We start from the raw sequence: 22,275 nt of genomic DNA, 5'->3' as shown, positions 1-22,275 counted from the left end.
CGAATTGTGGCTTACCAGTGTGGAATACTACTACGGCGGCGTAGCACTACGTACTGATCAGTAGTAACTACCTCCTGGAAGGCAGGCAGTAAGTCGGGGTGCGTGTGTTGCAGATCCTGAAAAACAGCCTGCCTCATCACAAGACAATCGAGGCCATAATTGGTCATCTTCTCCAGTAGCTCAGCCGATGGCATCCGGTTCAGATCGGGCTTCCAAACCAATCCGCGCCGGTCAAAGTACACTAGCGCCAAATTTGGGGCTTCCTCCCCAAGCACCAACAAGGTATTGTGAGCTGGCACTTGGGCCTCAGCAAGCTTTTGGGCGCCTCCCTCCATCCACCGGTAGGTATAATAGTCGCTAAACTGCTTATACGGGTCGCCCGTTCGCGCTCGGTGATGCGGCAAACCGGCCGCTAGCAAGACTATTATTCCAACGGCAAATATGCTCTCGCGAGCTAGCACCGGTAGCCAGTTCCACGTTGCTACGCGAACAATTGCCATTGAAAATAGTAAGACTAAACCAGGCCAGAACGGAGCCAGTACATAGTAGTCATGGTCCAAGAATTGCCTACCCATCAGCCAGAAAAACATCCAGCCCCCCATTGCCGCCAGCGCAATTTGGCTAAGCCACAGCCATTCCGTCCGAATAAGACGAGGCAAGCTGATAAGGATAATTACAATACTGGCTGCTAGCAAATAGTACTGCACTGGGGTGAAGTACTCAAATTGCCACAACAGTTTGATTCGGGTGACAACAGCCTCGTATTGTTGATCATTTTCTATTGGAACCGCCACGGCTATAAACTGCGTCGATTGGTACTGCTCGTTCAGATGACGGTTGAACAGAGCGTACCCCACAACAGCACCAACACTCGCAACAGCAGTTGCTAGAAATATCAGCTTTTGACGTAGAGAGAACAGGTCTGCGCGCAGGTAGCTCCATAGCACTACGGTGCCCAATGCGGCCAGCAAGTAGGTTGCGGCTGAGGTTTTGATGAGCGTAGCCAGCGTAAAAACTGCTATAGCCAGGAGCAGATCACAAAAGCTAGATTGATGATCATAACGGAGCAGATAATAGGAGGCCACTAATGTGAGGGAAGTAGCCATGGGGTCAGGCAAAAAGCTGCCGGCATAATAAGCGAATACCGGCGAGGTTGCCAGAAATACACCAGGTAGCAACGCTGCTACTACATGCCTTGTGCGCTCAAAGACTAACCGGAATAAATAATAGCACCCCACTACTGCCACACCAATATTCAGACCTCGGTACCATATTACTAGGCTACCCCGACCGGTAAGCTTGGCTCCCAGAGCTGCCAAGAAGGGTGTAATTGGGAATTCCACTCCGCCTACCCCATCAATCGAAGCAAAGCTCAGTGTTTGAGGGCGAAAGAAATGAAGTCCACGGTCATAATAGCTGATAGCCAACGCTAATCGGTCAGCCTGCGCCCACTCGTGAATGCCGCGGGGCATCCACCCCAAAGAGGGAAGGTAAAAGACCATTGCCAGCACCAAGAACAACAGTCCCGCACACACGCGATAAAACCGCTCGGAAGTGACAACTGGCGGTAAAAAAGTTAAAGTGATGGCCATAATAGAAGACAGACGAGAGGAGGTGAAGTAGCGCCATCAGGGAGAGGTAGCCACAAGCAGTAAGCAACTCATTAATATGTCTGAAATAGAGACTATCCTCTATTCCAGAAATCTATTGCTCTTGTAAGGCTGCTAGGCTCCTGCACAGGTACTCAATGAAGCTCCGTCAGTTTCCAATCGTCGGCATACACCGTATTTTGTGCAGTGTTGTGCCACAGAAAGATGGATAGTTGGCTTTGTGAGGAATATACTGGAGGCAGATCTATATCTCGGCTTACATGTATCCAGCGCCGATAAGGCCAGTTATCAGCCAAATATATTTTTGCGCTGAACATAGGCTGAGAACTACCTGCGGGCGGATTCAAATTGAAGGCGAGCAAGGCATCGTCGTAAGGCCCTTCTACCCATACCCATGCACTCAACTTCATCCGCCGAGGACGTTGCGTAAACATGTCGCCTATTATTCTGCGGTAGGTTAGGGAGAATGGGTGTTCTTTATCCACTTTCACTGCATAACGGCCGGAGTGGGCACGTTCTGTAGTTAGGCTCCCTTCAGATATCCAGTTTGGTATTTGTTCGAAGTCGTTGGCAAACACCACATGCTCGCGCACATCCTGGTAAGCACGCACTTCTGCCGGATCAGTAGGGCAGCCACATTGGCTTGCCATTAAAAGTATACCTAGTAGCATACCTGATAACCTGCTTTGTGCAATGCTCGCGCCTAGCCTCCATGGTCTCCTCAGGCGCTTATTTAAAGAATACATAAGGTTATGCCGGCTCGTGTTACCACTTGATTTTTTCTGGATTCCGCAAACGCAGCACTACCACGCGCTGTTCTAGTACTGGTGTGAATGCCTCCAGCAGAGCCGTTTTTTCGGGGGCAAGGCGCGCATATGCATCTGGCTTCATAATCACATATTCCAGACCGAAAGCCGACATGTATTCTACTATAGCGCCCAGTTTGGTATCCGGCAAGTAAGTAGCCATGTTGCGGCCGCGCCGGTCAAAATAAACTAACGCCATATTAGGTGAGTAATCCTCTAGCACCAGCACCAATGCTTGTGCCGGCACACCAGCTTGTTGCAACAAAGCAGCCCCTCCGCGCATCCAGCGGTGCGTGTAATACTCGCTGGCAGGCGGATGGTAGTCACTCATGCGACCCGCCATCTGTTTGATGCTATCACGCACCAAGTATGCTGAAAGCAACAGCAATCCGAAGGAGAAAATATACCGGGGCCACCTTGCTCGTACTAGCGGAACCAGCAGCAGCAGTGCCAACAAAAGGCCCAGTAGCACCGGCGGCATAAACGAGCAAATAATGTAATAGTCGTGCACCGCCAGCTGCGCGCCCATTAACTGGTAAAAAAGCAGACCAATCAGGATGGAAGCCAGCAGCAGCAGCACCAACGGACGAAACCTCTGCCAGGCGCGAAAACCCAGGCCAAGGCACAACACCCCGCAAACCAGCATTATACGGTACTGGGGTTTGGTAAAGTACTCGTAGATCCAGGATGCTTTAAAAACCCGCATGTATTCATGCCAGGTTTCAACTCCCTCGGTGGGCATGGGGGCAGCCAAAAACTGCTGTGACTGGTACGTAGCGTTGAGGTGGGTATTATGTACGTAGAAACCCAAAATCATGAAAACGCTGGCTCCCAGAGTAAGCAACAGGTATATCCGTTGCCGGTACGTCATGCGGGCTGGCTCCAGAAAGACATACAGCAGCGTAATGCCTGCCACGGCCGCCAGGTGTAGCCCACACGTGGTCTTTATGAGGGCTGCCAACGTTAAAACGGCTATTGCCCGCACAACATCCGTGAACCGGTGCGGCGCATCGAAATAGCGCAGCCAATAGTAATAACCCACAAATGTGAGCGAAAGGCTAAATGGGTCTGGCAGCGTACTCCCAGCGTAAAATGCATAGGTGGGTGCCGTCATTAGAAAGGCACCTGGCAACATTCCGGCGGCAAAGCTGCCGGTGCGCTCAAACACAATACGAAATAGATACCAGAAGCCAAGTACGGCCGCTGCTGCATCCAGAGCCCTAAATACAGCCAGTATATTAGAACGCCCAAACAACAAACCTCCCAGCGCAGCCAGATAAGGCTGAATAGGAAATTCAACGCCGGTTATTCCTCCAATAGATTGTAGCGAAGAGGTCCTAGGATGCCAGAAATCAAATCCAAAATCGTAGAAATTAATAGCCAGAGATAACCGGTCGGTTTGGGGCCACACATGAAACCCCTCGGGCATAGCCCATAGATAAGGACCAAATAGCAGCACCCCAAATACACCAAATAAAGCTGCCGCTAGCGCGTGATAGGGGAATGCAGTAGGTAGTAAGCGCCCTAGAGAGGGCCGAATAGATAATGCCAAAATAAATAAGGAGAGAAACTGAAAACCGGGTAAAAATAGCTAATTCAAAATAAGTATCGAAGTACACCAGATACAGCGCATTGCCTGTCTGGCTCCATGCTGTTCGCTTTTAAGTACCCTCATAGTAGTTCGCACTTACTTTTTACCTAGCAAGACAGTGCTGGCCATCAGAACTTAACTACCGCCGCCTTGGCTGCTTTTGGAGAGCGAAAACAATGGTTTTGTGCCCTGAGAAGAATGACCTGGCATAGCTCAGAACCAGACTACCTTCCCAACGGAGCCAATCTATTCTGTACTTTTACCGGCCATGGACCTGACTTACGAAGCCAAATACCATCAGCTTGAGGAGCAGCATTGGTGGTTTGCCAGCAGACGTGATGCTGTTTTTGACCTTATTCAAAGCCTTAACCTTCCGCTCACTGCTGCCATCTTGGAAATCGGCTGTTCGGGTGGTCCTTTACTACAGCGCTTACTAGACGCCGGCTATAGTAATGTAGCAGGAATCGACGTGAGTACGAAGGCAATTGCACTTGCGCATACCCGGGGTATTTCCAGTGCAGCTGTAATGGACGGAGCTGCTCTGGAGTTCAATGCGGACCAGTTTGATCTGATTATTGCCTCTGATGTGCTCGAGCACATTGAATATGAAGCTGAGGCTTTGCGAGAATGGATGCGGGTCTTGAAGCCAAACGGACAGCTTTTAGTGTTTGTACCGGCCCATCCTTATCTGTGGAGCGAGCATGATGTGGTAAATCACCACTTTCGTCGTTACTCCCGACAAGAATTGATTAACCGGCTTCAACAAGCTGGCCTGTATGTTCAGCGTAGCTCCTTCTGGAACGCCGCTTTGTTCTTCCCAACGGCCTTTTTGCGGTTAGGACGCCGCTTATTGTACGGGCCAGTCTCTTCGACAATCAAGCCCGGGGCAGCCGGTGACCTGCACTATTTCACGGAGCCAGTGAACAAAGCAGTTCTTTGGTGGATCAAATGTGAGAACCGAATGCTACAGCATATTAACCTACCCTTTGGAATAAGCGTGTTTGCTCTTGCTCGTAAACAAGCCTAATTTTTCTTCATAACTCTATCCTGTACCCTTACTCGTGGATCTTTCAATCGTTATCCCCATCTATAATGAAGAAGAGAATATCCCGGGCCTCTATGAACGCTTGCGTGGGGTTGTTGAAACGATGAGGCTGCCGGGTGGCTATGAGTTTATCTTCATTAATGATGGCTCGCGCGATCAGTCATTGGCCCTCATCCGAACCCTTGCCGAGCGCGACCCAAATGTGCGCTACCTAGATTTTAGCCGCAACTTCGGCCATCAGATTGCCGTTACGGCCGGCCTCGACAGGACTGCGGGGGAGGCAGTGGCCATTATTGATGCTGATTTACAAGACCCACCCGAGCTTATTCCGCAGCTCTATCAGAAGCTGACCGAAGGATATGAGGTGGTGTATGCGAAGCGCCGCTCACGCCAGGGCGAAAGTGCGGCTAAGAAGTTTACGGCTAAGCTTTTCTACCGGATTCTGGCTTCTATTACCAACATTTCTATCCCCGTAGACACGGGTGATTTCCGGGTTATTTCGCGTAAGGTTGTAGAAGCACTCCGCCGAATGCCGGAACAGAACAAGTTCATCCGGGGTCAGATTTCCTGGATTGGCTACCGGCAGACATATCTGGAGTACGACCGGGCCGAAAGAGCGGGCGGAGCCACAGGCTACACCTATCGCAAAATGATCAAGCTGGCCCTCGATGGCATTACCGCATTTTCAGATCTTCCGCTGAAAGTAGCTACCGTAAGCGGGTTTATGGTATCTGGAGTGGCCTTGTTGGTAATGCTATATACCCTGTATTCGCGCTTTGTAACCAAAGACTATGAACCCGGCTGGCCTTCTTTGATGGTGAGCATTCTATTTTTGGGTGGCGTACAGCTAATTGCAGTAGGAATAATCGGAGAATATATCGCGCGGCTTTCGGCCAATGTCCGGCAACGCCCCTTGTACATCGTTTCCGACTCAAATTTACCGGAACCACCGCCTATACCCCTGCGCTAGCTACCAATCAGGTACAAACCATGTTTTACTACCTCTGCTTTGGCTATCAAGTGTCAAACAGGGCAAGCATGGAGAAAGTGGGTGTGCCATTGAATGTCGACTTATCGGCTAACTCTCCTGTCTGATGTTACGCCTTTATGCCACTTCCCGTGTCGGAGCCGCTTGCGCAATTAGCTCTTATTCTGCCTTGCTACTGCCCCCCGCCCCACTTGGCTGAGAATGTACTGGCCAGCCCTACCCGGTTGCAGAACTTTCTGCCGGAAGCTGCCACTTTGCACTTGTACGTGGTGAACGATGACTTTGAAAAGGAAATAGGCGCGGTCGACCTGGCCTTATTTCGTCACGCTCTACCGAACCGGTTTTCATACCTATCTCATGCAGGTACCCAAGGCAAAGGCTATGCGCTGCGCACGGGCGAAAAGCCTCAACTTCGTGCGCATTTTGTTCCGAAACTTATTTCAGTAACCGGCCTATAGCACATCCCAACGGTATAGGCGCAGCTTGCCGGTTTCTGCCAACAACGTCAGGCGTTGGCGAGATGGAAACGTTGCTCCGGCATCAATCAGCGCCCGCGCCTTGGGGTTGGTTTTCAGCTCCTCTACCGGGTTGGTACCATCGTAATAGCTCTGGTCGAAGAATACTAGAACAGGCTTCTTTACCTCGCGTAAGCGAGCTAGCAGCTCGGGGCTCGGACCGGTTGGATCAAATAAGGTGCGCAGCTGATATAGATGATCTGGCGGAGTCCGCGACATCTTACTGGCCATCAGTGGCAGGTTGGTACGCAAGGAAACCTGATAGCTGTGCAGGGAATGCGGATTATGGTCGTCTACAGTCAGGTCCATGTCTTCGCTTCCCACATGAAAGAAGGGCACCGGCAAAATAGCTTGGTAATCAGTGGGCTTAACAGAATAAAGCAGCTGATTGATATCCTGCGTGCGGCTAGTATCGGTCAGAGAATTAGGCAACAGGGAATTCTTGTAGAATTTGAGCGTGTCGCGGGTATCCAACCAAGCCAGCACGACCAGCAGGATAGCTACCACCCAACGTCCGCGCCAAGAGCTGTGGCTCAACCAGAAATCAAGCCCTACCAATACCAGCAGATTTACGGCCCAGAAAAACGGCCAGCTGAAACGAGCTACCGCCCGAAAATGGGTAACTGCATCTGTTATTTTCTGGAGGTAGTAAAAGGCGCTGAAATAGTTGCGAAACACATATTGACCTTCAAATATCTCATAGGTAGTACCCACCGAAACGGCCAACCCGATTATTGCAGCGCCAAGGAAAAGGCCCAGAAATTGCCGTTGCTGCGTAGTGCGCCAGGCGGCCACAACCTGCCGGGTGGCCTGCCGGCGCACCAGCCAGGCGCCAGATGCTAGCGTGAGGCCAAACAAAGCAAAGGCACCTAAATACGCCACTGACTCATAGGAGGGTTGCGCCTGGGGCTCCAGCCAGAAGTGCACGCGCTCATAGCTATATGACCGAATTAAGGCTGAAAGCTGAAGTTTCCAGAGGGGAAAGTTAAAGCCGGAAACGCCGGTGCTGCGTAGCCTATAAAAGCCATCAGTCAGCCGAATGATGCCAAAGCAGAGTGCCGTTGGAAGAAGCGCTAAGAGTGCCCCAATACTAGCTAGGGAGAAGCGCCACTGCCCCCGAGGCAATAACCACCACGCAAAAAAACCGGCCGTTGTGAGGGCCAGCAGCGGGAGGTAGTACAAGTGAATCAGGCCTGTGAGGGCGAAGCCAACACCTAAACCTACTACCCAGCGCCGAACCGGTAGGCCGGCCTGTACGCGGCTGTATAGCCCAAGCAGCCCCCAAATGGCTAATAGCGGCACAAAACTGTAGGCCAGATTAAAGTGGCCGTTGAGCAGTCGGCCGGTTTGGGGATTAAGCCAGGGTAGTACTACCGCAAAAATGATCACCAGCCCCCAGTGGCGCAGCAAACGGCGTAAGATATCCGTTAGCAATGCGGTACTTAGCAGAAAGCCCGCCAGCAAAAGCACGTGGTAGATATCCAGTGCATAAGGTGCTACATCAAAAATGTAATGCGACCACAAACGAACAGGTACGGCTAGCAGCGGCGTATTATCAGTATAGAAAACGTAGTCGCCGTACGGGTAATTCATCATCCCAAACAGCCCTAGGCCGTAAGACCAAGGCTGCTGCACGTAGGCTAAGAAGGTGAAGTAGTTTTTGGCGCCGTCGTAGGTATCAACCAACAAATGCTGACCAGGCTCCAGCAGCAGGGCCCCGAATGCCCGTAGGATAAGCAGTACTTGTAATACTAAGCCAAGCGCTAGCAGCACGACACGCGAAGGCCGCCAGGTGCGGACGGCCGAGAAAGAAAATAGCATATATCGTAGTCAGAAGCCCGCAAGTTGGATATACTCCTGCTGTACACCAATTTTTTTCTTGCGCTAGGGTGCCATCTAGCCGTAAGCCACCCATTTCATGAGCCTGCCATACAACTCGGATGGTTGCTTCTGGCTAGGCTAGTTTAACCGCTCAAGCGTAGTTTCCAGATCAGTTAATGTGGTTTCCTGAAAGCGTAGGGTGTCGGCGGCATTGGCGGCATCGTGCCGGGCTAGGAAGGGAGTGCCGTTTTCGTAGCGCAGGCCCACAACTACACCCGCTGCTGGGGCGCTGGCAAAATGATATCCGGATGCTTGGGGGGCGCCCGCTAGCACCACGCGCCGGCCCGGAAGCACCAGCCGCACAGTGGTATGATTGCCATCAGAAGATGCGCCGGGCACAAACAAGGTGGCAATAGAGCCACTCAAGGGCTGCCCAACTGAAACCCACCCTAGCTTGGTTATAGGCAACGCATTAGCGGCTGGAGCTAGTTCTTCCTCCACCGGTTCCGGAGCAGGGGCAACTTCCGTGGCGGCAGCTACTTCAGGCGCCGAGGCCATACCGGGCTGAAAGGCAAACCGGATGGGCAATACCATTTTGACTTTCACAAATCGGCCGTCCTGTTGGCCGGGAGCCCAGCGGCCGGAGGTCTGACGCAACACGCGCAATACTTCCTCGTCGCAGCCGTCGCCGAGGCCGCGCAGAATGCGGGGGTTGGTTACGCGGCCGGTTTCATCTACCACAAACGTAGCAAACACCAAGCCCTCGGTGTGGCGTTCCTGAGCTTGGCGGGGGTAACGAATCAGGCGGTTTATATCAGCCGGGCCCTTACCGTAGCTGGGCATTTGCTGGGCAGTAGTCAGTATTTGCTCCGAAGCGGCGACCTGTGCTTCTCCCTCCTGCCACCGGATGGCACTTGCTTCGCCGGCTAAGCGGCCGTAATACAGGGCTCCGCTTGCCGGCCCGCCCGCCAGCTCCAGCTGCATGCTACGGCCGGCGGCCAGCACCAGCTGTTGCCCTCCAGCCGTAGCCCGCACCAGCACGGCCCCGCTCAGTTCCAGCGGAGCGCCGGCCATGGTTTCTGTGAGCAGATTCGAGAGGAGAATATCAGATGCGTTGTAGCACTCCTTTAGCTCCAACCACACGCTGCTGGTTACTGCCCGCTGGCGGCTGTCAACCAATGCGCCGGCCGGAATGCGTACTATCGTTCCTTCGCGGCCGCGCACTTCGGCGGGCTTGGCAGGGTCAATCTGGAAGTATTCGCTGGCTTTTAGGGTAAGGTCTTGCAGGCGGGCTTCGGTAGGTGGAGCGTCTGTACCCAATGATGGGGGCCGCCGACTGCTACGGTATACAATAAGGGGCGCGCGGCGGCTGGTAGGTTTTTCCAGCCGGTGCCAGTCGCGCCGCACGGGCGTAACGGCCATGGGCTGGTCTAGGGAGTCATACGCCAGCGTATCGGCTAGGGCGGGAGCCGTAGCGGCAGGGGCAGGTTTTTGGGCAGCACGTTCCTGTTGACAGGCGGTTGCAAACAACAATCCACCTAGGCTCAGGCACACGAAACGGAAAGGGAAACTCAGCGGCATAGGGAGGCTCTACGCGGGAAACCCCGGTTTTATTGGTTAAAGGTCAGTTTTTTCTACTAAATAGCTAGTGATAAGCCTATTTACTTATGCTTTCCTATGCTTCAGTAGGGTAACCAAGGCATAGAATATCTTCCCTGCTCACTTTCGAGGTATGCTTGACCTAGTAATTGATGCTCGCCCGGCCGCGCTAAGCCCGGGTTTTGATGTGCGCCGAATTTTGCCCTATCGACTGCGCCGCATGCTGGGCCCGTTTATTTTCATGGACCATGCCGGCCCGGTAAACTTTGCCCCTGAAAAGCTGCCGGAGCTCGATGTATTGCCGCATCCACACATCGGCCTCTCTACGGTGAGCTACCTGTTTGGCGGGCAGGTTACGCACCGCGACAGCCTGGGCGTGCAGCAGGTTATCCGGCCTGGCGAAGTAAACTGGATGACAGCGGGCAGCGGCATTTCTCACTCTGAACGGTTTGAGGACCCGAGTACCCTAGCCGGCGGCGCTCTGGAAATGATTCAGACCTGGGTGGCACTACCCGAGAAAGACGAGGAAACCGCCCCGGCTTTCACCAACTACCAGCCGCACGAGCTACCAATTTTTACGGATCCGGGCGTGTGGATGCGCCTAATAGCCGGCGACGCTTTTGGGCTGCACAACGATGTCCGTACTCATTCGCCGCTGTTTTACCTGCATGTGGTGCTTCAACCGGGCGCGCGGTTTGGGTTGCCTAGGGGGTATCCGGAGCGCGGCGCGTACATAGCAAAGGGGCTAGTAGAAGTGGGTGGGCGCACGTATGGTCCCGGCCAATTACTGGTATTCACGCCGGGTATCGATCCGGTTTTGGTGGCCCAGGAGGCTAGTACGCTGATGCTGCTGGGCGGCGAGCCCCTAGGCGACCGGTTTATCTGGTGGAATTTTGTATCCTCAAGTCGAGAGCGAATTGAGCAAGCCAAAGCCGACTGGCAAGCAGGGCGCATTGCCCTGCCCCCAAACGACAACCTGGAGTTTGTGCCTTTACCTCAGGACAAAAGCCGACCGGCCGGAGGGTCTCCGCCACCCCAAGCGCTGTCATAATAGCGCCTATATTTTCTACTAAATATATTGGTATATTTAGCTAATAATATTAGCTTTGATATACTATTCTATTCGCGCCCTTTTTTCTGATAGCTATGAAAAACGAACTGCAGTGTACGGTGTATTGCCAACTCACGCTGGCTGAGATGGAGTACGGGGAAGTAGTGAATACCAAGCAGGTAGAGCAGCAGGTAGCCTGCCAAACCACGGAGCTAAATGAGCTGTTTGCGGATTTGTATGAGCAGTTCCGGAGCCCCGAGCTCCTAGGTCTGCAAATTACCTCCATCCAATACCCTACAGGTTCAGGTGGCGGTTCCTGCGCTTACGAAACTGCCCCTCTAGCAAGACCGGCGTTGTGTTGGTCTTGCTAGAGGGGCAGCCGCGTCATGCGCAGGTGGCGCTTACAGGTTCTTGAGCACGAAGTCCGTCATCTGGCGATAGAGGTGCAGGCGCGTATTGCCCCCATAAATGCCGTGGTTGCGGTTGGGGTAGTAGAGCGTCTGGTAATCCTTGTTGGCCTTGATCATGGCGTCGGTGAAGGCTACTGCGTTCTGGAAGTGCACGTTGTCGTCGCCGGTGCCGTGCACGAGCAGAAGCTTGCCTTTCAGCTTGTCGGCGTATTGCACCGGTGAGTTGTCGTCGTAGCCCTGGGGGTTTTCCTGGGGCGTTTTCAGGAACCGCTCGGTGTACACCGAGTCGTAGTAGCGCCAGTTGGTAACCGGTGCTACCGAGATGCCCATCTTAAACACATCGGCGTTTTTGGTGAGGGCCAGCGCCGTCATGTAGCCCCCAAAGCTCCAGCCCCAAATGCCAATCCGCGACTTATCAACGTACGGCAGGGTAGCGAGGTACTTCGCGCTTTCGGCCTGGTCGATGGTTTCGAGCTTGCCCAGGTTGGCGTAGGTGCTTTTCTTGAAGGCCGCGCCGCGGGCGCCGGTGCCCCGGTTATCCACGCTCACCACAATGTAGCCCTGCTCGGCCAGCAGCTGGTGCCAGAGGTAGTTGGTGAAGGCAATGCCACCCCCTACGTCGTCCTTCACGGTTTGGGAGCCGGGGCCGCCATACACGTACATCAGCACGGGGTACTTTTTGCTGGCATCGAAGTTGGCGGGCTTCAGCACGGAGGCATTTAGCTCTACCCCTTCGGCCGTCTTGAAGTTGATAAACTCCAGCTTGCCCAGGTTGTACTCAGTTAGTTTCTGACGGAGCTTAGCATTGTCTTCCAGCACTTTCACCAGCTTGCCATCTTGGCCGTTGCGCAGGCTTACTACTTGCGGCTGCCCGGCCTCGGAGTGGTAGTTGAGGAAGTAGCGGGTATCGGCGCTCATGTTCACGGCGTCGTTGCCGGGGCCCGCTTCGCTCAGGCGTGTCTTGCCCTTGCCTTTCAGATCAATGCGGTACAGGTGGCGTTGGAGCGGCGAGGCCTCCGTGCTGGTAAAATACACTAGGCCTTTCTTCTCGTCAAACCCATCAATGCTCGTGATTTCCCAAGGGCCCTTCGTGAGCTGGCGCACCAGCTTGCCATTCATATTATAGAGGTAGAGGTGGCGGTAGCCATCTTTCTCGCTGCTGAATAAGAACTCCTTACCGCCTGCCAGGTAACGCAAATCATCGTTTACCTCCACATAGGCCGGGTCGGTGTCGGTCAGGACTACCTTGGTTTTGCCGGTGGCGGCATCGGCGTGCAGAATCTCCAGCTTGTTTTGCAGGCGGTTCATGCGCCGGATGCTGAGCAGATTCGGCGTTTGGGTCCAGATGATGCGCGGAATATACTGATCCGGCTCGGGGCCCACATCCATTCTGGTGTTTTTGCCCGCGGCCACATCGTAGGTCGAGATGCTTACGATGGAGTTCTTCTCGCCTGCTTTGGGGTATTTGTAGCGGTAGTCTTTGGGGTAGAGCGCGCCCCACTCCTGCATGTTGTACTCGGGTACTTCGGCCTCGTTGAAGGTGTAGTAGGCTAGCTGGCGCGAGTCAGGCGACCATTGAAAACCCTGCGCAAACTCAAATTCCTCCTCGTACACCCAGTCGGTGCCGCCATTGATGAGTTTGTTCTGGACGCCGTCGGTCGTTACGGCCGTTTCCTGCATCGTGGCTAGGTCCACTACAAACAGGTTGTTGTCGCGCACGAAGGCCACGCGCTTGCCATCGGGCGAGAAGGTAGCGTAGAGCTGCTTACCGGCCGTTTTGCTCAGGGGCACCAGTTGCTTGCTGCCTTGGTCGTACACAAAAAAGTACGACTTGCTGCTGCGGCGGTAAATCGGCTCCGTATCGGTGCTGAACAGGATTTTGGTTTCGTCGGCGTTGAAGCTGTAGCCATCCACAGCCAACGGCTGGCTTTGGCCGGCGAGCTTCAGGTCTTGGCTGGCTACCAGGGTTTTTACGGGCTGGCCGGTAGTTACATCGTTCTGCACTAGGTTGCCCTGGCTGAGCGAGGAATAGTAGCGGCCGTCTTTCATCCAGTTGAAGCCGGGCACCGACCTAGCCTGGAAGGTGCCTTTCTGCCAGATGTCTTCGAGGGTAATGTTCTGCTTTTGCTGGGCAAAAACGGTTGGCAGGGCGCCGGGAACCACCGCCGGACCGGCCGTGGTAAGCAACAGGGCAAGGCCCAGGGTACGAAAATTCATGCAGGTGAAAATAAAATGTCGGCGGGAATCCGCCGTTAAGGAAGGTAATCGGGGGCTAGGGTTGCACGGGCCGCGGCCAGCAGCAGCCAGCCCATACTCAATTCGGCAGTGAAAATACGCTAGGTCCAGTTACGCCCCGAAGTTCCGTACTATCCGTCAAATCCCGACCTTTACCAGGCTATGCCGATACGTTTTTCTGTTCTACTGCTACTTTCAGGGCTGCTGGTGTCTTGTCAACCAAGCCTCGACTCGGGCCCCCGGGTTGATTTCGTGAGCAGCACGCGCTTCAATGCCAGCACCCGCCGCCTCACGACCCCCGGCGACACTGTAGCCGTTAAGATTTTTGGCGAAGCGCAGGAGTCAACCGCTCCGCTCAATCGCTTGGTTATCAAGGCCATTTACCGACCACGACCACGGCCGTTTATTTATCCGCCCCTCTACGTTGAGCGGGACACGGCTACGTTCACGCTTACCTATCTGGACACCACCTTTGCCAAAACCAGCGAGTTTGCTTTTCAGAGCACTCAGTCCGCACGCACTACCGCAGGCCGAGAAGAATGGACCTATACGTTCACGGACACCGATAGCCGAGCCGGCGTTCGGAGCTTTTTTCTGCGCCTAGGCCGCAACGATTCTGCGGCTGTCTTTCACAGCTATTCAGTTCCGCTGCAAGCCCCCGCGGGAGTTCAGGACTCAGGCAGAGTTATTCGTCGGAGCTTTTTGGCCTTGCTGGAGGGGTTAGCCCTTCCCAAGTTTTCGGTTCGAGCCATTCCGCAGAATCAGCAGCTGATTGATGTGGTGTATGTGCCAGAGGTGTCAACGGGAGTGCCCACCCTGGCTACTACCTCTGATAGCCAGCTCAACCTGAAATGGAACAACCCACGCGCCACGCAACTGCGGCGCACTTCCCTTACGGCTGCACAGTTTGCTACCTTCAGTACTCTAGAAGCATTTACAGCGGCTTTCACAGAAGCCCCAGCGGCCCCTTTTACTCCCCGTTCTACCAGCACGGGGCCGCTTGCGGAAGGCCAGGTTATTGCTTTCCTAACTCCAGAGCAGAAATACGGACTGATTCTGGTTCGCGCCATCCGGACTACCGGCATTCGAACCTTGGTGCTGGATGTGCGGGTAATTAAGTAGGCTTGCCATCATTCGCTAGGTTCCTTAAAGAAGAAAAGCCTCCTCATTGCTGGGGAGGCTTTTCTTCTTTAAGGAACCTAGTAACTGGCTGTTAGAACAGGAAACCAGCCGTGATGGTGGTAGTAAAGCGGTTGTCCTTTACATCAATTACGGGGGTGTTCTGCACGGAGGCTAGCTGATACGGAGTATAGAACTGCTTGGCAAAAGTATACACGCCAGCTACATCCAGGAAGAAGCTTTTTTGGCGCAGGCCAGCACCGGCGGTGTAGTACGTCTGGCTCCGGTCGTAGCGGCTGCTGTTCTGGTACGGGTCGCCGTAGCGGGCAAAACCGGCCCGCAGCCGAAACACATCCAGCCGCAGCTCGCCACCCAGCCGCAGGTTAACCGCAGACCCCAGCTGCTGGTCGATGGCATCATTAGCCGGGCCTAAGTCGCCGGGAATGGCCGAGGCCGACGTGTTTTCATCGTAGCCCAGATGCGCCTGTCCATAGCTCACGTACTCAGCATCGGCACTCAGGAAACCAAACTTGCCAATTACTACCGCCGCGCCACCAGTAGCCCGGAATGGCGACGTGAGGGCATAGCCCAGATCCTCATTAGGGTACCTGGCAGTTCCGGAACTAAAGGTACCCTCAGAGGTAGTGATGGGAGAATCATAGGTGACATCTAAATTCGAGCTGTAGGTTTCAACCAGCTCCGAGTAGGTGGGCGTCTGGATAGAAGCCCCTAACCGCACCGCATCTGTAGCTCGGTAAATAACCCCGATGCGGGCGTTGATACCCGTGCCGCGGGTCTGGATTTCTTCCCGCAGGTTAAGGCTGCCGAAGGCGGTGCCGGGGTCGTTGCTGGGGGCGGCGGGGTCAGTGGCCGTGAGTACTGAGGTGGAGTTGTAGCGCGTGTTTACTATCCCGATAGCGCCACCCAAATAGATTTTGTCGCGGTAGCTGGTGCCATAGCCAAAGTCTAACTGCGTTTGGCCGCCGCTGCGCTGAATAGTTTCGCTTTGCACCAGCCGGCCCGTGTTTTGGTAGTCAGCCGGGAGGTAAGTGCCGTCTGCGTCGCGCTCCGTTAGCAGGGCCGTGTACGCCAGCTCATCTATAATAGCACCCTGGCCTTCGCTGAAGCGCTGCAGAATATCCTGGTTTAGCTCGGGGGTAGCCGTGTAGCGCAGGTTCTGGTTGAAATCGTTGATGCGGGTAATGCCAATGGCAAAGGTGCCGCCCCTCCAGGGCGTGCTGGTATCATCATCGGGCCGCCGGGCAGTAAAAGACACGCCTAGGTTGCTTAGCAGCAGGCTACTACGCGCATCGGTGCCGCCGCTCCCGAAGGCTTGTGTGGTGGTGTTGCTATTGCCCAGTGCCGGCGAGATGCTTATTTCTGACTTTTGAAATAGGCCCAGGCCAGCTGGGTTAGTAAGCAGGTTACCCAGGTCGGCGCCTACAGCCGAATTGGCGCCTCCAAGGCCCAGTGTACGCGCCGTGCCGCCGGGCTGGATCTGAGAGAAGCGTAAGGCATCGGCTGAAGTTTGGGCAAAGCTGTAGCCAGCCGGGCTTAGCAAAGCCGCAGCCAAGTAGAATTTCAGGTTTTTCATGCAGGTGAGAATGAGCGCCGGCCCCTCACGGAGCCGGCTTTACACACATAATAGGGGCCAGCCTGGCTGCCCGTAACAGTTAGTTTCCGCGGCCACGACCACCGCCGCCACTATTGCCGCCTCCGCCGCCGTTATTGCCACCGCCACCGCTGTTGCTGCCACCACGGCTTCCGCCACCACTATCGTAAGAGCGGGATGGAGAAGAAGACGAACGGGAAGGCTCGGAATACGTGCGGGTGGGCTCAGAGTACGTGCGCGTTGGCTCCGCTACCGCCCGCTCGCGGCGGGGCTGAGCAGCTGGAGCAGAACCAGCATCAGAAGTGCGCTGGCGCGTACCGCCTGTGTTATCCCAACCTGAGCTCGTACGGCGGCCCCGTGTTGGCTCTGCGCCGCCAGCTTCTGTTGCTGCGCCGGAGGTAGTTTCATTCAGCACACGCCAGCGGCGGCCCGCTGGCTGGGTAGCGGTGTTTGACTCTGCCACCTGCGTGCCAGCAGGAGCAGTTACGCCTGGCTGGCCACTCCCCGGCTGCACATCGCGCACGCGGCCCCGGCCACCTGTTGGTGAGGGTGTGTAGGTATCAGTACCGGATGCAGTGCTGCCAGGCGCTACAATGCCGCCCTGCGGAACGCTGGTCCGGCCACGGGTACCAGTTACGCCCGTCGTTCTATCCGGCGCCACGCCTTCAGTGGCGTTGTCCATTCGGGTGCGGGTGCCGGTAACCACGGTTTGCTGGGCCCGGCGGTTGTAGCGGCCGCCAAAGCCACCGCCGTAGAAGCCGCCGTAGTGTCCGCCACCGCCATAGAAGCCGTTGCCGTAGCCATAACCGCCCCAAGGCCGGCCGTAACCGTACCCATAGCCATAATCATAGGGGCTGTACGCGCCGTATCCCCAAGGCCGGTACCAGGGCCGGCCAAAGCTGATGTTGACATTCACGAACGAGCCACCCCAGTAAGGGCTAAAGAAAGGGTCGTAGTAAGCCGCCGGACCCCAGGCAGCATACGGCGCACCACCATACCAGAAGGGGTCGGTGTACGCCATATCATAATAGCCCAGGCCCAGCCCCCGATACGGCACCTGATGGAAACGGCGCAAACGGGAAGTGTAATAATAGTCGTCGTCGTAATACTCCGTGCTGCCGCCAGAGCGGGCACTGGTCGTACCTGTATAATCAGGGTTGACGACATCGTCAGGGCTAGCAGCCACGCCTTCATCTACCACGCCGGGGGCAGTGGAGGCAACGGCCGCCGGGGCTACTGCAGTTGTCTGATCTTTAGAGGAATAGTATACGCCGTCATTCTCCGTAGTAGAGATATAAGACGTGCCCGCGCAACCACCTAGCGTAAGCAGGGCCAGAGCAGGTAATACGGATGGGATTAAATTTTTCATGGCTGCTTACGCGTAAAGAATGATCCGGAAGAAGAAGAGCGAAAGGGACCTAGCGGCACTAGGACCATACATAGGTCCAAACCTCCAGATTTAATAACGTAATTTGGGACCGAAACGGTGCCCTTTTATGTACGACAAATCTTGTACCAAAATCGGAACTTTTTCGCTACATCTAAGATACTCCGAATATGAGCAAAAGTTTGCCCAAGCGTAGTGAAGATTATTCACTCTGGTACAATGAGTTGGTGAAGCGCGCTGGCCTAGCAGAAAACTCGTCGGTACGGGGCTGTATGGTCATCAAACCTTATGGCTACGCCATCTGGGAAAAGATGCAGCGCACCCTCGACGATATGTTCAAGCGCACGGGCCATCAGAATGCCTATTTCCCGCTGTTCGTACCCAAAAGTTTGTTTGAAGCCGAGGAGAAAAACGCCGAAGGCTTTGCCAAAGAATGCGCGGTAGTAACCCACTACCGCCTCCAGACTGACCCCGATAAACCCGGCAAGTTGCGCGTTGACCCCAACGCTAAACTGGAGGAAGAGCTGATTGTGCGCCCCACCTCGGAAGCCATCATCTGGAGCACGTATAAAAACTGGATCCAGAGCTACCGCGACCTGCCCCTGCTGATTAACCAGTGGGCTAACGTAGTGCGCTGGGAAATGCGCACCCGCTTGTTTTTGCGCACCGCCGAATTCCTGTGGCAGGAAGGCCACACGGCCCACGCCACGGCCGAAGAGGCCCTAGCCGAAACTCGTCAGATGTTGGACGTATACGCGCAGTTTGCCGAGGAATGGCTGGCGCTGCCCGTGGTAAAAGGCGTGAAGACGGAAAACGAGCGGTTTGCCGGCGCGCTGGAAACCTATTGCATTGAAGGGTTGATGCAGGACGGCAAGGCGCTGCAAGCGGGCACCTCCCACTTCCTAGGTCAGAATTTTGCCAAAGCCTTTGATGTACAGTTTGCCAACAAAGAAGGCGGCCTGGAATACGTGTGGGGCACCAGCTGGGGCGTAAGTACCCGCCTGATGGGAGCCCTCGTAATGGCCCATTCCGACGACGAAGGCCTGGTACTACCCCCCAAACTGGCACCAATCCAGGTGGTTATTGTGCCCATTTACAAAGCCGGCCAGCTGGATGAGTTGATGGAGCGCATCCGCCCCATGCAGATGGGCCTGATTGAGCGCGGCATTTCGGTTAAGGTAGATGACCGCGACACGGAGCGCCCCGGCTTTAAGTTTGCCGAGTGGGAGCTGAAAGGCGTGCCCGTACGCATTGCCGTGGGCATGCGCGACCTAGAAAACGGCACCTTGGAAGTAGCTCGCCGCGATACTAAGGAGAAAATGACGCTTCCCCTCGCCGACATCGTAAACAGCGTAGATCAGCTCCTTCAGGATATTCAGCAGAACATCTACCGCCGGGCCCTCCACTTCCGCGAAGAGCGCACTACCCGCGTAGAAACCTACGAGGAGTTCAAGCAAGTTCTCGACGGCAAAGGTGGCTTTGTAGTAGCCCACTACGATGGTACTTCCGAAACCGAAGAGCGTATTAAGGAAGAAACCAAAGCCACCATCCGGTGCCTGGCCTTGGCTGAGCCCGAGGAAGAAGGCATTTGCATTCTAACGGGCCGGCCCTCGAAACGTCGGGCGCATTTCGCACGGGCGTACTAGGCCCTGCTAAGCCTTAAACCAAAGCGGCTCCCACTGTAGTAGTGGGAGCCGCTTTGGTTTTATATCTGGTGCTTACTGGGCCGCAATGGCGTTGGCCAGTTCCTCATCGGATAGGGAGTCTAGCCAGTCGGTGGTTAGCTCTAGCCGCACGGTTTGGGCGCCGCCGCTGGGCGTGCATACAACCGTCACGGTACCATCGGCGGAGGTGCTTAGTTCAGTTGCTTCGGCCGCCACTTTCGTGTCGACGCCCGCGTAGGCCTGCACGCAGGTCCAGGTGGTATTATGGCTATCGGTTACTTCGCGTTGTTTCATCATAGAGTAATGGGTTTGGCTAACTGGGGCAGCTAGTGCGGTGATTAGTTCTACCGCTACGTGGAGGTATAATGGATGCGCACTACCTCTAGCTCTTCTTCCTTCGGGCCCAGCCGCAGCTTTACGCGCTGCCCCAGCTTCAGGCCCTGCACTGCGCGGGCAATAGGTGCAATGAAGGCCACTTTACCTTCGGCCACACTAGCTTCATCAACGCCCACAATCATGAACTGTCGTTCTGGAGTTGAGCCTCCGCTGACGGGCTTGAGTGTAACTGTGGCGCCAAAGCGCACTTCACCAGCCGGTTGGCCAAGTGGGTCGACAACGCGGGCGCTGCTAATGCGGGCGTTTAGGGCACTTATCTGCGCATTAAATAGTGTCAGCAGGCGGGTGCGGTCAGATTCGTTTTCACGGTTAGCTTCGGCCTGGGTGCGGGCTTGCTCTAACTCGATTAGTTCCTGCCGTAGCTGCTCTAGCCCCTGCGGCGTCACGTAATTAGGCGTGCCGGCGGGCAACGCCGCCCGGGGCGGGATGATGGGGGCCTCGAGGGAATCGTCTTCTTTGGTAAATGCGCGGCTCATATACTGCTGATAACGTAGCGCTGGCATCCAGGTTTTGGGTTCGGGCGATACCCACCCCTAGGTAGTGGCGGCCGAAGCGTGCTGCTGCTCCCAGGCCGCCCGGGCCCGCTGAGCCTGCGCCATGTGCCGCTGGCAATGGGCTACCACAAACAGCAGGGCCTCCCCTAGCTGCAGCTTCAGCAGCTTAAAAAACTCAATTGGCACTACCTTCTGGTTTAGTGATACGCCTTCCGCGGCTCGGAGCAAGCGCTCAAGCTCCGCTAGCTGTTCCAGAAATTCAGTTAGCACCTCCCGCGTCAGGTGGCTGCGGGCCGGGTTCATGCGGGCCAGCGTTTTGTGCGTTGCGCCGTTTTCTGGCCGCACCATTTCGTACGATTTCCGCCCTAGCCAGCTAAAGCCTACCTCTTCGTTTGAGGCGGCGTTCAACTTAGAGCGGCTGAGGGCTTTGGCCAACGCGGGCAGGTAGTAACGGCCGTAGCGGTTCAGGTGCTCTATGCATTCGAGCACGCTCCAGCTGCCTGGCGCTGGCTTAAAGTTCATAGCGTCGGGTGGCAAGGAACACAGCTCATGGGTAACGGCTGCACCCAGCGCTTCGGTGCGCGTGGTTAGGTCCTGGAGGAAATCGGTGGCAAGCATAAAGCAAACAGAGTTGGAAGACGACAGCACAAACGTCGGGGTTCGGGGGTGCTCAAACCTTGATTCACCTCAAGATTTAGTGCAGCCGGCTGAGGGTTTCGGGCGTCATGCGCAGGTAGGAGGCAATGTACTTGCGCGGCACACGCTGAAGCAGCTGTGGGCTGCGAGCCTGTAGGCGCTGGTACCGTTGCGCCGGATCGGGTAGCAGCAAGTCTATTTCCCGCTCAATGCGCCCTACGAGGTTCCGCTCTAGCTCCGCCCGCCAAAACTGCGCGAAGCGGGGGCTTTCTTCCACGAATGCCATAAACTCAGCCCGAGATATGGCAAGCAGCTCGGTGCGCCGCAGGGCCTGGATGGCATACTCAGAGGGCTGGTGATTGACAAACGACGGGAAGGCGCACACTAGGGTAGTATCGTAGCCAAAGCCCACACAAATTTCCTCGGTTTCAGTGGGAAAGAAAATGCGGACCAGCCCTTGGCTTATGAAATACAACGTGCGCTCCACTTGGCCCGGCTGTATCAGGAACTCGCCCCGCATAAGTACCGGAGCCGGCTGCCACCGCCCCACAAACGCGGTTACTTCCTCGGGGCTAAGCGCCGAGAGCTGCGTTAAGAGCGCGGTAAGCTGAACTACTGCACCAGAAGTCGGCGTTTTTTTCATAGCGACAAGTTTAGCCCCGACCTAGCGCAAACCGTGCTACCAACTAAAATAGAAAACCGCGGGCAAGGCAGCACTTCTACGTATCTTATCCCACCAAACCTTTTACTCCTATGGACTGGCTTACAATTGCGTTGCTCCTCGTTTTTGGCCTAGCCTTTCTGGCGGCCGAGGTCATTTTTATTCCCGGTACTACCATCGTAGGGTTGGTGGGCTTTGGGCTGCTAGCAGCGGGCCTGTGGCTAAGCTACCGCGACTTAGGCACCACGACCGGTCATACGCTGCTAGTTAGCTCCGCGCTAGTCATTGGGCTGCTAGTGTACGTAGGGCTGCGCCCGAAAAACCTTAATAAAATGGCCCTCACTCAAATAAACGATGCCAGGGTACAGGATGTGCGCGACCCCGATGTGCTGCCCGGCACCCTGGGCCGAGCCCTTTCGGCGCTGCGCCCAGCCGGCACGGTGCTGTTTGAGGAAGAGCGCCGCGAAGTCACGACCCGAGGCGAGTTTCTGCCGGCTGGTACGCCGGTACGCGTGCTAGGCATCGAGCAGAACCGAATCGTGGTTGAGCCGATTTCAGCCGCCTGATCGGCCGGGCATAGTTATTTACCTATATCTTCACCCGGCCAGCTTCGGCCCTACTTCTTTACACCCTTC

Annotated in this window: 18 protein-coding genes; 7 read left to right on the top strand and 11 right to left on the bottom strand. The window is 55.4% G+C overall.

Annotation, left to right across the window (positions count from 1 at the left end; all coding sequences use genetic code 11):
- Positions 1 to 11: 11 nt before the first annotated feature.
- Together ACYVHC_RS16410 and ACYVHC_RS16405 are read right to left on the bottom strand one after the other, a co-directional pair.
- The gene (locus ACYVHC_RS16410; RefSeq protein ID WP_460614871.1) at positions 12 to 1,502 is read right to left on the bottom strand and encodes a glycosyltransferase family 39 protein; all 1,491 of its coding nucleotides are present in this window, start codon (positions 1,500 to 1,502) and stop codon (positions 12 to 14) included.
- Positions 1,503 to 2,375: 873 nt separating this feature from the next.
- On the bottom strand, positions 2,376 to 3,845 hold the full coding sequence (locus ACYVHC_RS16405) for a glycosyltransferase family protein (protein ID WP_460614870.1): 1,470 nt from the start codon (positions 3,843 to 3,845) through the stop codon (positions 2,376 to 2,378).
- Positions 3,846 to 4,275: 430 nt separating this feature from the next.
- Between ACYVHC_RS16405 and ACYVHC_RS16400 the strand changes: the two genes are divergently transcribed.
- Positions 4,276 to 5,034 carry a class I SAM-dependent methyltransferase gene (locus ACYVHC_RS16400; RefSeq protein ID WP_460614869.1) on the top strand — a complete coding sequence of 253 codons (759 nt, stop codon included), beginning with the start codon at positions 4,276 to 4,278 and terminating at the stop codon, positions 5,032 to 5,034.
- A 34-nt stretch (positions 5,035 to 5,068) separates the two neighbouring features.
- Positions 5,069 to 6,022, top strand: coding sequence for a glycosyltransferase family 2 protein (locus tag ACYVHC_RS16395; protein ID WP_460614868.1), 954 nt, complete (start codon positions 5,069 to 5,071; stop codon positions 6,020 to 6,022).
- 470 nt (positions 6,023 to 6,492) lie between these two features.
- Here ACYVHC_RS16395 and ACYVHC_RS16390 read toward each other — a convergent pair whose 3' ends face one another.
- Positions 6,493 to 8,376, bottom strand: a complete 1,884-nt coding sequence (locus ACYVHC_RS16390) for a hypothetical protein (protein WP_460614867.1) — start codon at positions 8,374 to 8,376, stop codon at positions 6,493 to 6,495.
- 138 nt (positions 8,377 to 8,514) lie between these two features.
- On the bottom strand, positions 8,515 to 9,957 hold the full coding sequence (locus ACYVHC_RS16385; protein WP_460614866.1) for an energy transducer TonB: 1,443 nt from the start codon (positions 9,955 to 9,957) through the stop codon (positions 8,515 to 8,517).
- Positions 9,958 to 10,108: 151 nt separating this feature from the next.
- Between ACYVHC_RS16385 and ACYVHC_RS16380 the strand changes: the two genes are divergently transcribed.
- Entirely contained in the window at positions 10,109 to 11,026 is a 918-nt protein-coding gene (locus ACYVHC_RS16380; protein ID WP_460614865.1) for a pirin family protein, read from the top strand.
- Positions 11,027 to 11,121: 95 nt separating this feature from the next.
- Positions 11,122 to 11,397, top strand: a complete 276-nt coding sequence (locus tag ACYVHC_RS16375) for a hypothetical protein (RefSeq protein ID WP_460614864.1) — start codon at positions 11,122 to 11,124, stop codon at positions 11,395 to 11,397.
- Between the two features lie 30 nt (positions 11,398 to 11,427).
- Here the strand turns inward: ACYVHC_RS16375 and ACYVHC_RS16370 are convergent, their stop codons facing one another.
- Positions 11,428 to 13,653, bottom strand: a complete 2,226-nt coding sequence (locus ACYVHC_RS16370; protein WP_460614863.1) for a S9 family peptidase — start codon at positions 13,651 to 13,653, stop codon at positions 11,428 to 11,430.
- Between the two features lie 225 nt (positions 13,654 to 13,878).
- Here ACYVHC_RS16370 and ACYVHC_RS16365 point away from each other — a divergent pair, with 225 nt between their 5' ends.
- The gene (locus tag ACYVHC_RS16365; RefSeq protein ID WP_460614862.1) at positions 13,879 to 14,793 is read left to right on the top strand and encodes a hypothetical protein; all 915 of its coding nucleotides are present in this window, start codon (positions 13,879 to 13,881) and stop codon (positions 14,791 to 14,793) included.
- A 91-nt stretch (positions 14,794 to 14,884) separates the two neighbouring features.
- Here the strand turns inward: ACYVHC_RS16365 and ACYVHC_RS16360 are convergent, their stop codons facing one another.
- Positions 14,885 to 16,384: an OmpP1/FadL family transporter gene (locus ACYVHC_RS16360; RefSeq protein ID WP_460614861.1), complete on the bottom strand. Its 1,500-nt coding sequence runs from the start codon at positions 16,382 to 16,384 to the stop codon at positions 14,885 to 14,887.
- A gap of 79 nt (positions 16,385 to 16,463) precedes the next feature.
- Positions 16,464 to 17,771, bottom strand: coding sequence for a hypothetical protein (locus tag ACYVHC_RS16355; protein ID WP_460614860.1), 1,308 nt, complete (start codon positions 17,769 to 17,771; stop codon positions 16,464 to 16,466).
- Positions 17,772 to 17,959: 188 nt separating this feature from the next.
- Between ACYVHC_RS16355 and proS the strand changes: the two genes are divergently transcribed.
- Positions 17,960 to 19,435, top strand: coding sequence for a proline--tRNA ligase (gene proS, locus ACYVHC_RS16350; RefSeq protein WP_460614859.1), 1,476 nt, complete (start codon positions 17,960 to 17,962; stop codon positions 19,433 to 19,435).
- Between the two features lie 72 nt (positions 19,436 to 19,507).
- Here the strand turns inward: proS and ACYVHC_RS16345 are convergent, their stop codons facing one another.
- From ACYVHC_RS16345 to ACYVHC_RS16330, 4 genes are all read right to left on the bottom strand, one after another.
- Positions 19,508 to 19,750: a hypothetical protein gene (locus ACYVHC_RS16345; RefSeq protein ID WP_460614858.1), complete on the bottom strand. Its 243-nt coding sequence runs from the start codon at positions 19,748 to 19,750 to the stop codon at positions 19,508 to 19,510.
- Between the two features lie 53 nt (positions 19,751 to 19,803).
- On the bottom strand, positions 19,804 to 20,325 hold the full coding sequence (locus ACYVHC_RS16340; protein ID WP_460614857.1) for a GreA/GreB family elongation factor: 522 nt from the start codon (positions 20,323 to 20,325) through the stop codon (positions 19,804 to 19,806).
- A 57-nt stretch (positions 20,326 to 20,382) separates the two neighbouring features.
- A complete protein-coding gene (locus tag ACYVHC_RS16335) occupies positions 20,383 to 20,961 on the bottom strand; it encodes a DinB family protein (RefSeq protein ID WP_460614856.1) in 579 nt (192 codons plus the stop codon).
- A gap of 76 nt (positions 20,962 to 21,037) precedes the next feature.
- On the bottom strand, positions 21,038 to 21,622 hold the full coding sequence (locus tag ACYVHC_RS16330; RefSeq protein WP_460614855.1) for a Crp/Fnr family transcriptional regulator: 585 nt from the start codon (positions 21,620 to 21,622) through the stop codon (positions 21,038 to 21,040).
- 110 nt (positions 21,623 to 21,732) lie between these two features.
- On the opposite strand from ACYVHC_RS16330, the gene ACYVHC_RS16325 reads away from it, so the two are divergent.
- Positions 21,733 to 22,206: an NfeD family protein gene (locus ACYVHC_RS16325; protein WP_460614854.1), complete on the top strand. Its 474-nt coding sequence runs from the start codon at positions 21,733 to 21,735 to the stop codon at positions 22,204 to 22,206.
- Positions 22,207 to 22,275 lie beyond the last annotated feature (69 nt).

This window comes from Hymenobacter seoulensis (genome assembly GCF_054780535.1).
This window is presented reverse-complemented; position numbering and strand designations above follow the sequence as displayed.

Excerpts from the sequence above, each read along its gene's own strand:
- ACYVHC_RS16410 (WP_460614871.1), bottom strand. The coding sequence starts at position 1,502 with ATGGTCTTTTACCTTCCCTCTTTGGGGTGGATGCCCCGCGGCATTCAC.
- ACYVHC_RS16405 (WP_460614870.1), bottom strand. The coding sequence starts at position 3,845 with ATGCCCGAGGGGTTTCATGTGTGGCCCCAAACCGACCGGTTATCTCTG.
- ACYVHC_RS16400 (WP_460614869.1), top strand. The coding sequence starts at position 4,276 with ATGGACCTGACTTACGAAGCCAAATACCATCAGCTTGAGGAGCAGCAT.
- ACYVHC_RS16390 (WP_460614867.1), bottom strand. The coding sequence starts at position 8,376 with ATGCTATTTTCTTTCTCGGCCGTCCGCACCTGGCGGCCTTCGCGTGTC.
- ACYVHC_RS16385 (WP_460614866.1), bottom strand. The coding sequence starts at position 9,957 with ATGCCGCTGAGTTTCCCTTTCCGTTTCGTGTGCCTGAGCCTAGGTGGA.
- ACYVHC_RS16380 (WP_460614865.1), top strand. The coding sequence starts at position 10,109 with ATGCTTGACCTAGTAATTGATGCTCGCCCGGCCGCGCTAAGCCCGGGT.
- ACYVHC_RS16375 (WP_460614864.1), top strand. The coding sequence starts at position 11,122 with ATGAAAAACGAACTGCAGTGTACGGTGTATTGCCAACTCACGCTGGCT.
- ACYVHC_RS16370 (WP_460614863.1), bottom strand. The coding sequence starts at position 13,653 with ATGAATTTTCGTACCCTGGGCCTTGCCCTGTTGCTTACCACGGCCGGT.
- ACYVHC_RS16360 (WP_460614861.1), bottom strand. The coding sequence starts at position 16,384 with ATGAAAAACCTGAAATTCTACTTGGCTGCGGCTTTGCTAAGCCCGGCT.
- ACYVHC_RS16355 (WP_460614860.1), bottom strand. The coding sequence starts at position 17,771 with ATGAAAAATTTAATCCCATCCGTATTACCTGCTCTGGCCCTGCTTACG.
- proS (WP_460614859.1), top strand. The coding sequence starts at position 17,960 with ATGAGCAAAAGTTTGCCCAAGCGTAGTGAAGATTATTCACTCTGGTAC.
- ACYVHC_RS16345 (WP_460614858.1), bottom strand. The coding sequence starts at position 19,750 with ATGATGAAACAACGCGAAGTAACCGATAGCCATAATACCACCTGGACC.
- ACYVHC_RS16340 (WP_460614857.1), bottom strand. The coding sequence starts at position 20,325 with ATGAGCCGCGCATTTACCAAAGAAGACGATTCCCTCGAGGCCCCCATC.
- ACYVHC_RS16335 (WP_460614856.1), bottom strand. The coding sequence starts at position 20,961 with ATGCTTGCCACCGATTTCCTCCAGGACCTAACCACGCGCACCGAAGCG.
- ACYVHC_RS16330 (WP_460614855.1), bottom strand. The coding sequence starts at position 21,622 with ATGAAAAAAACGCCGACTTCTGGTGCAGTAGTTCAGCTTACCGCGCTC.
- ACYVHC_RS16325 (WP_460614854.1), top strand. The coding sequence starts at position 21,733 with ATGGACTGGCTTACAATTGCGTTGCTCCTCGTTTTTGGCCTAGCCTTT.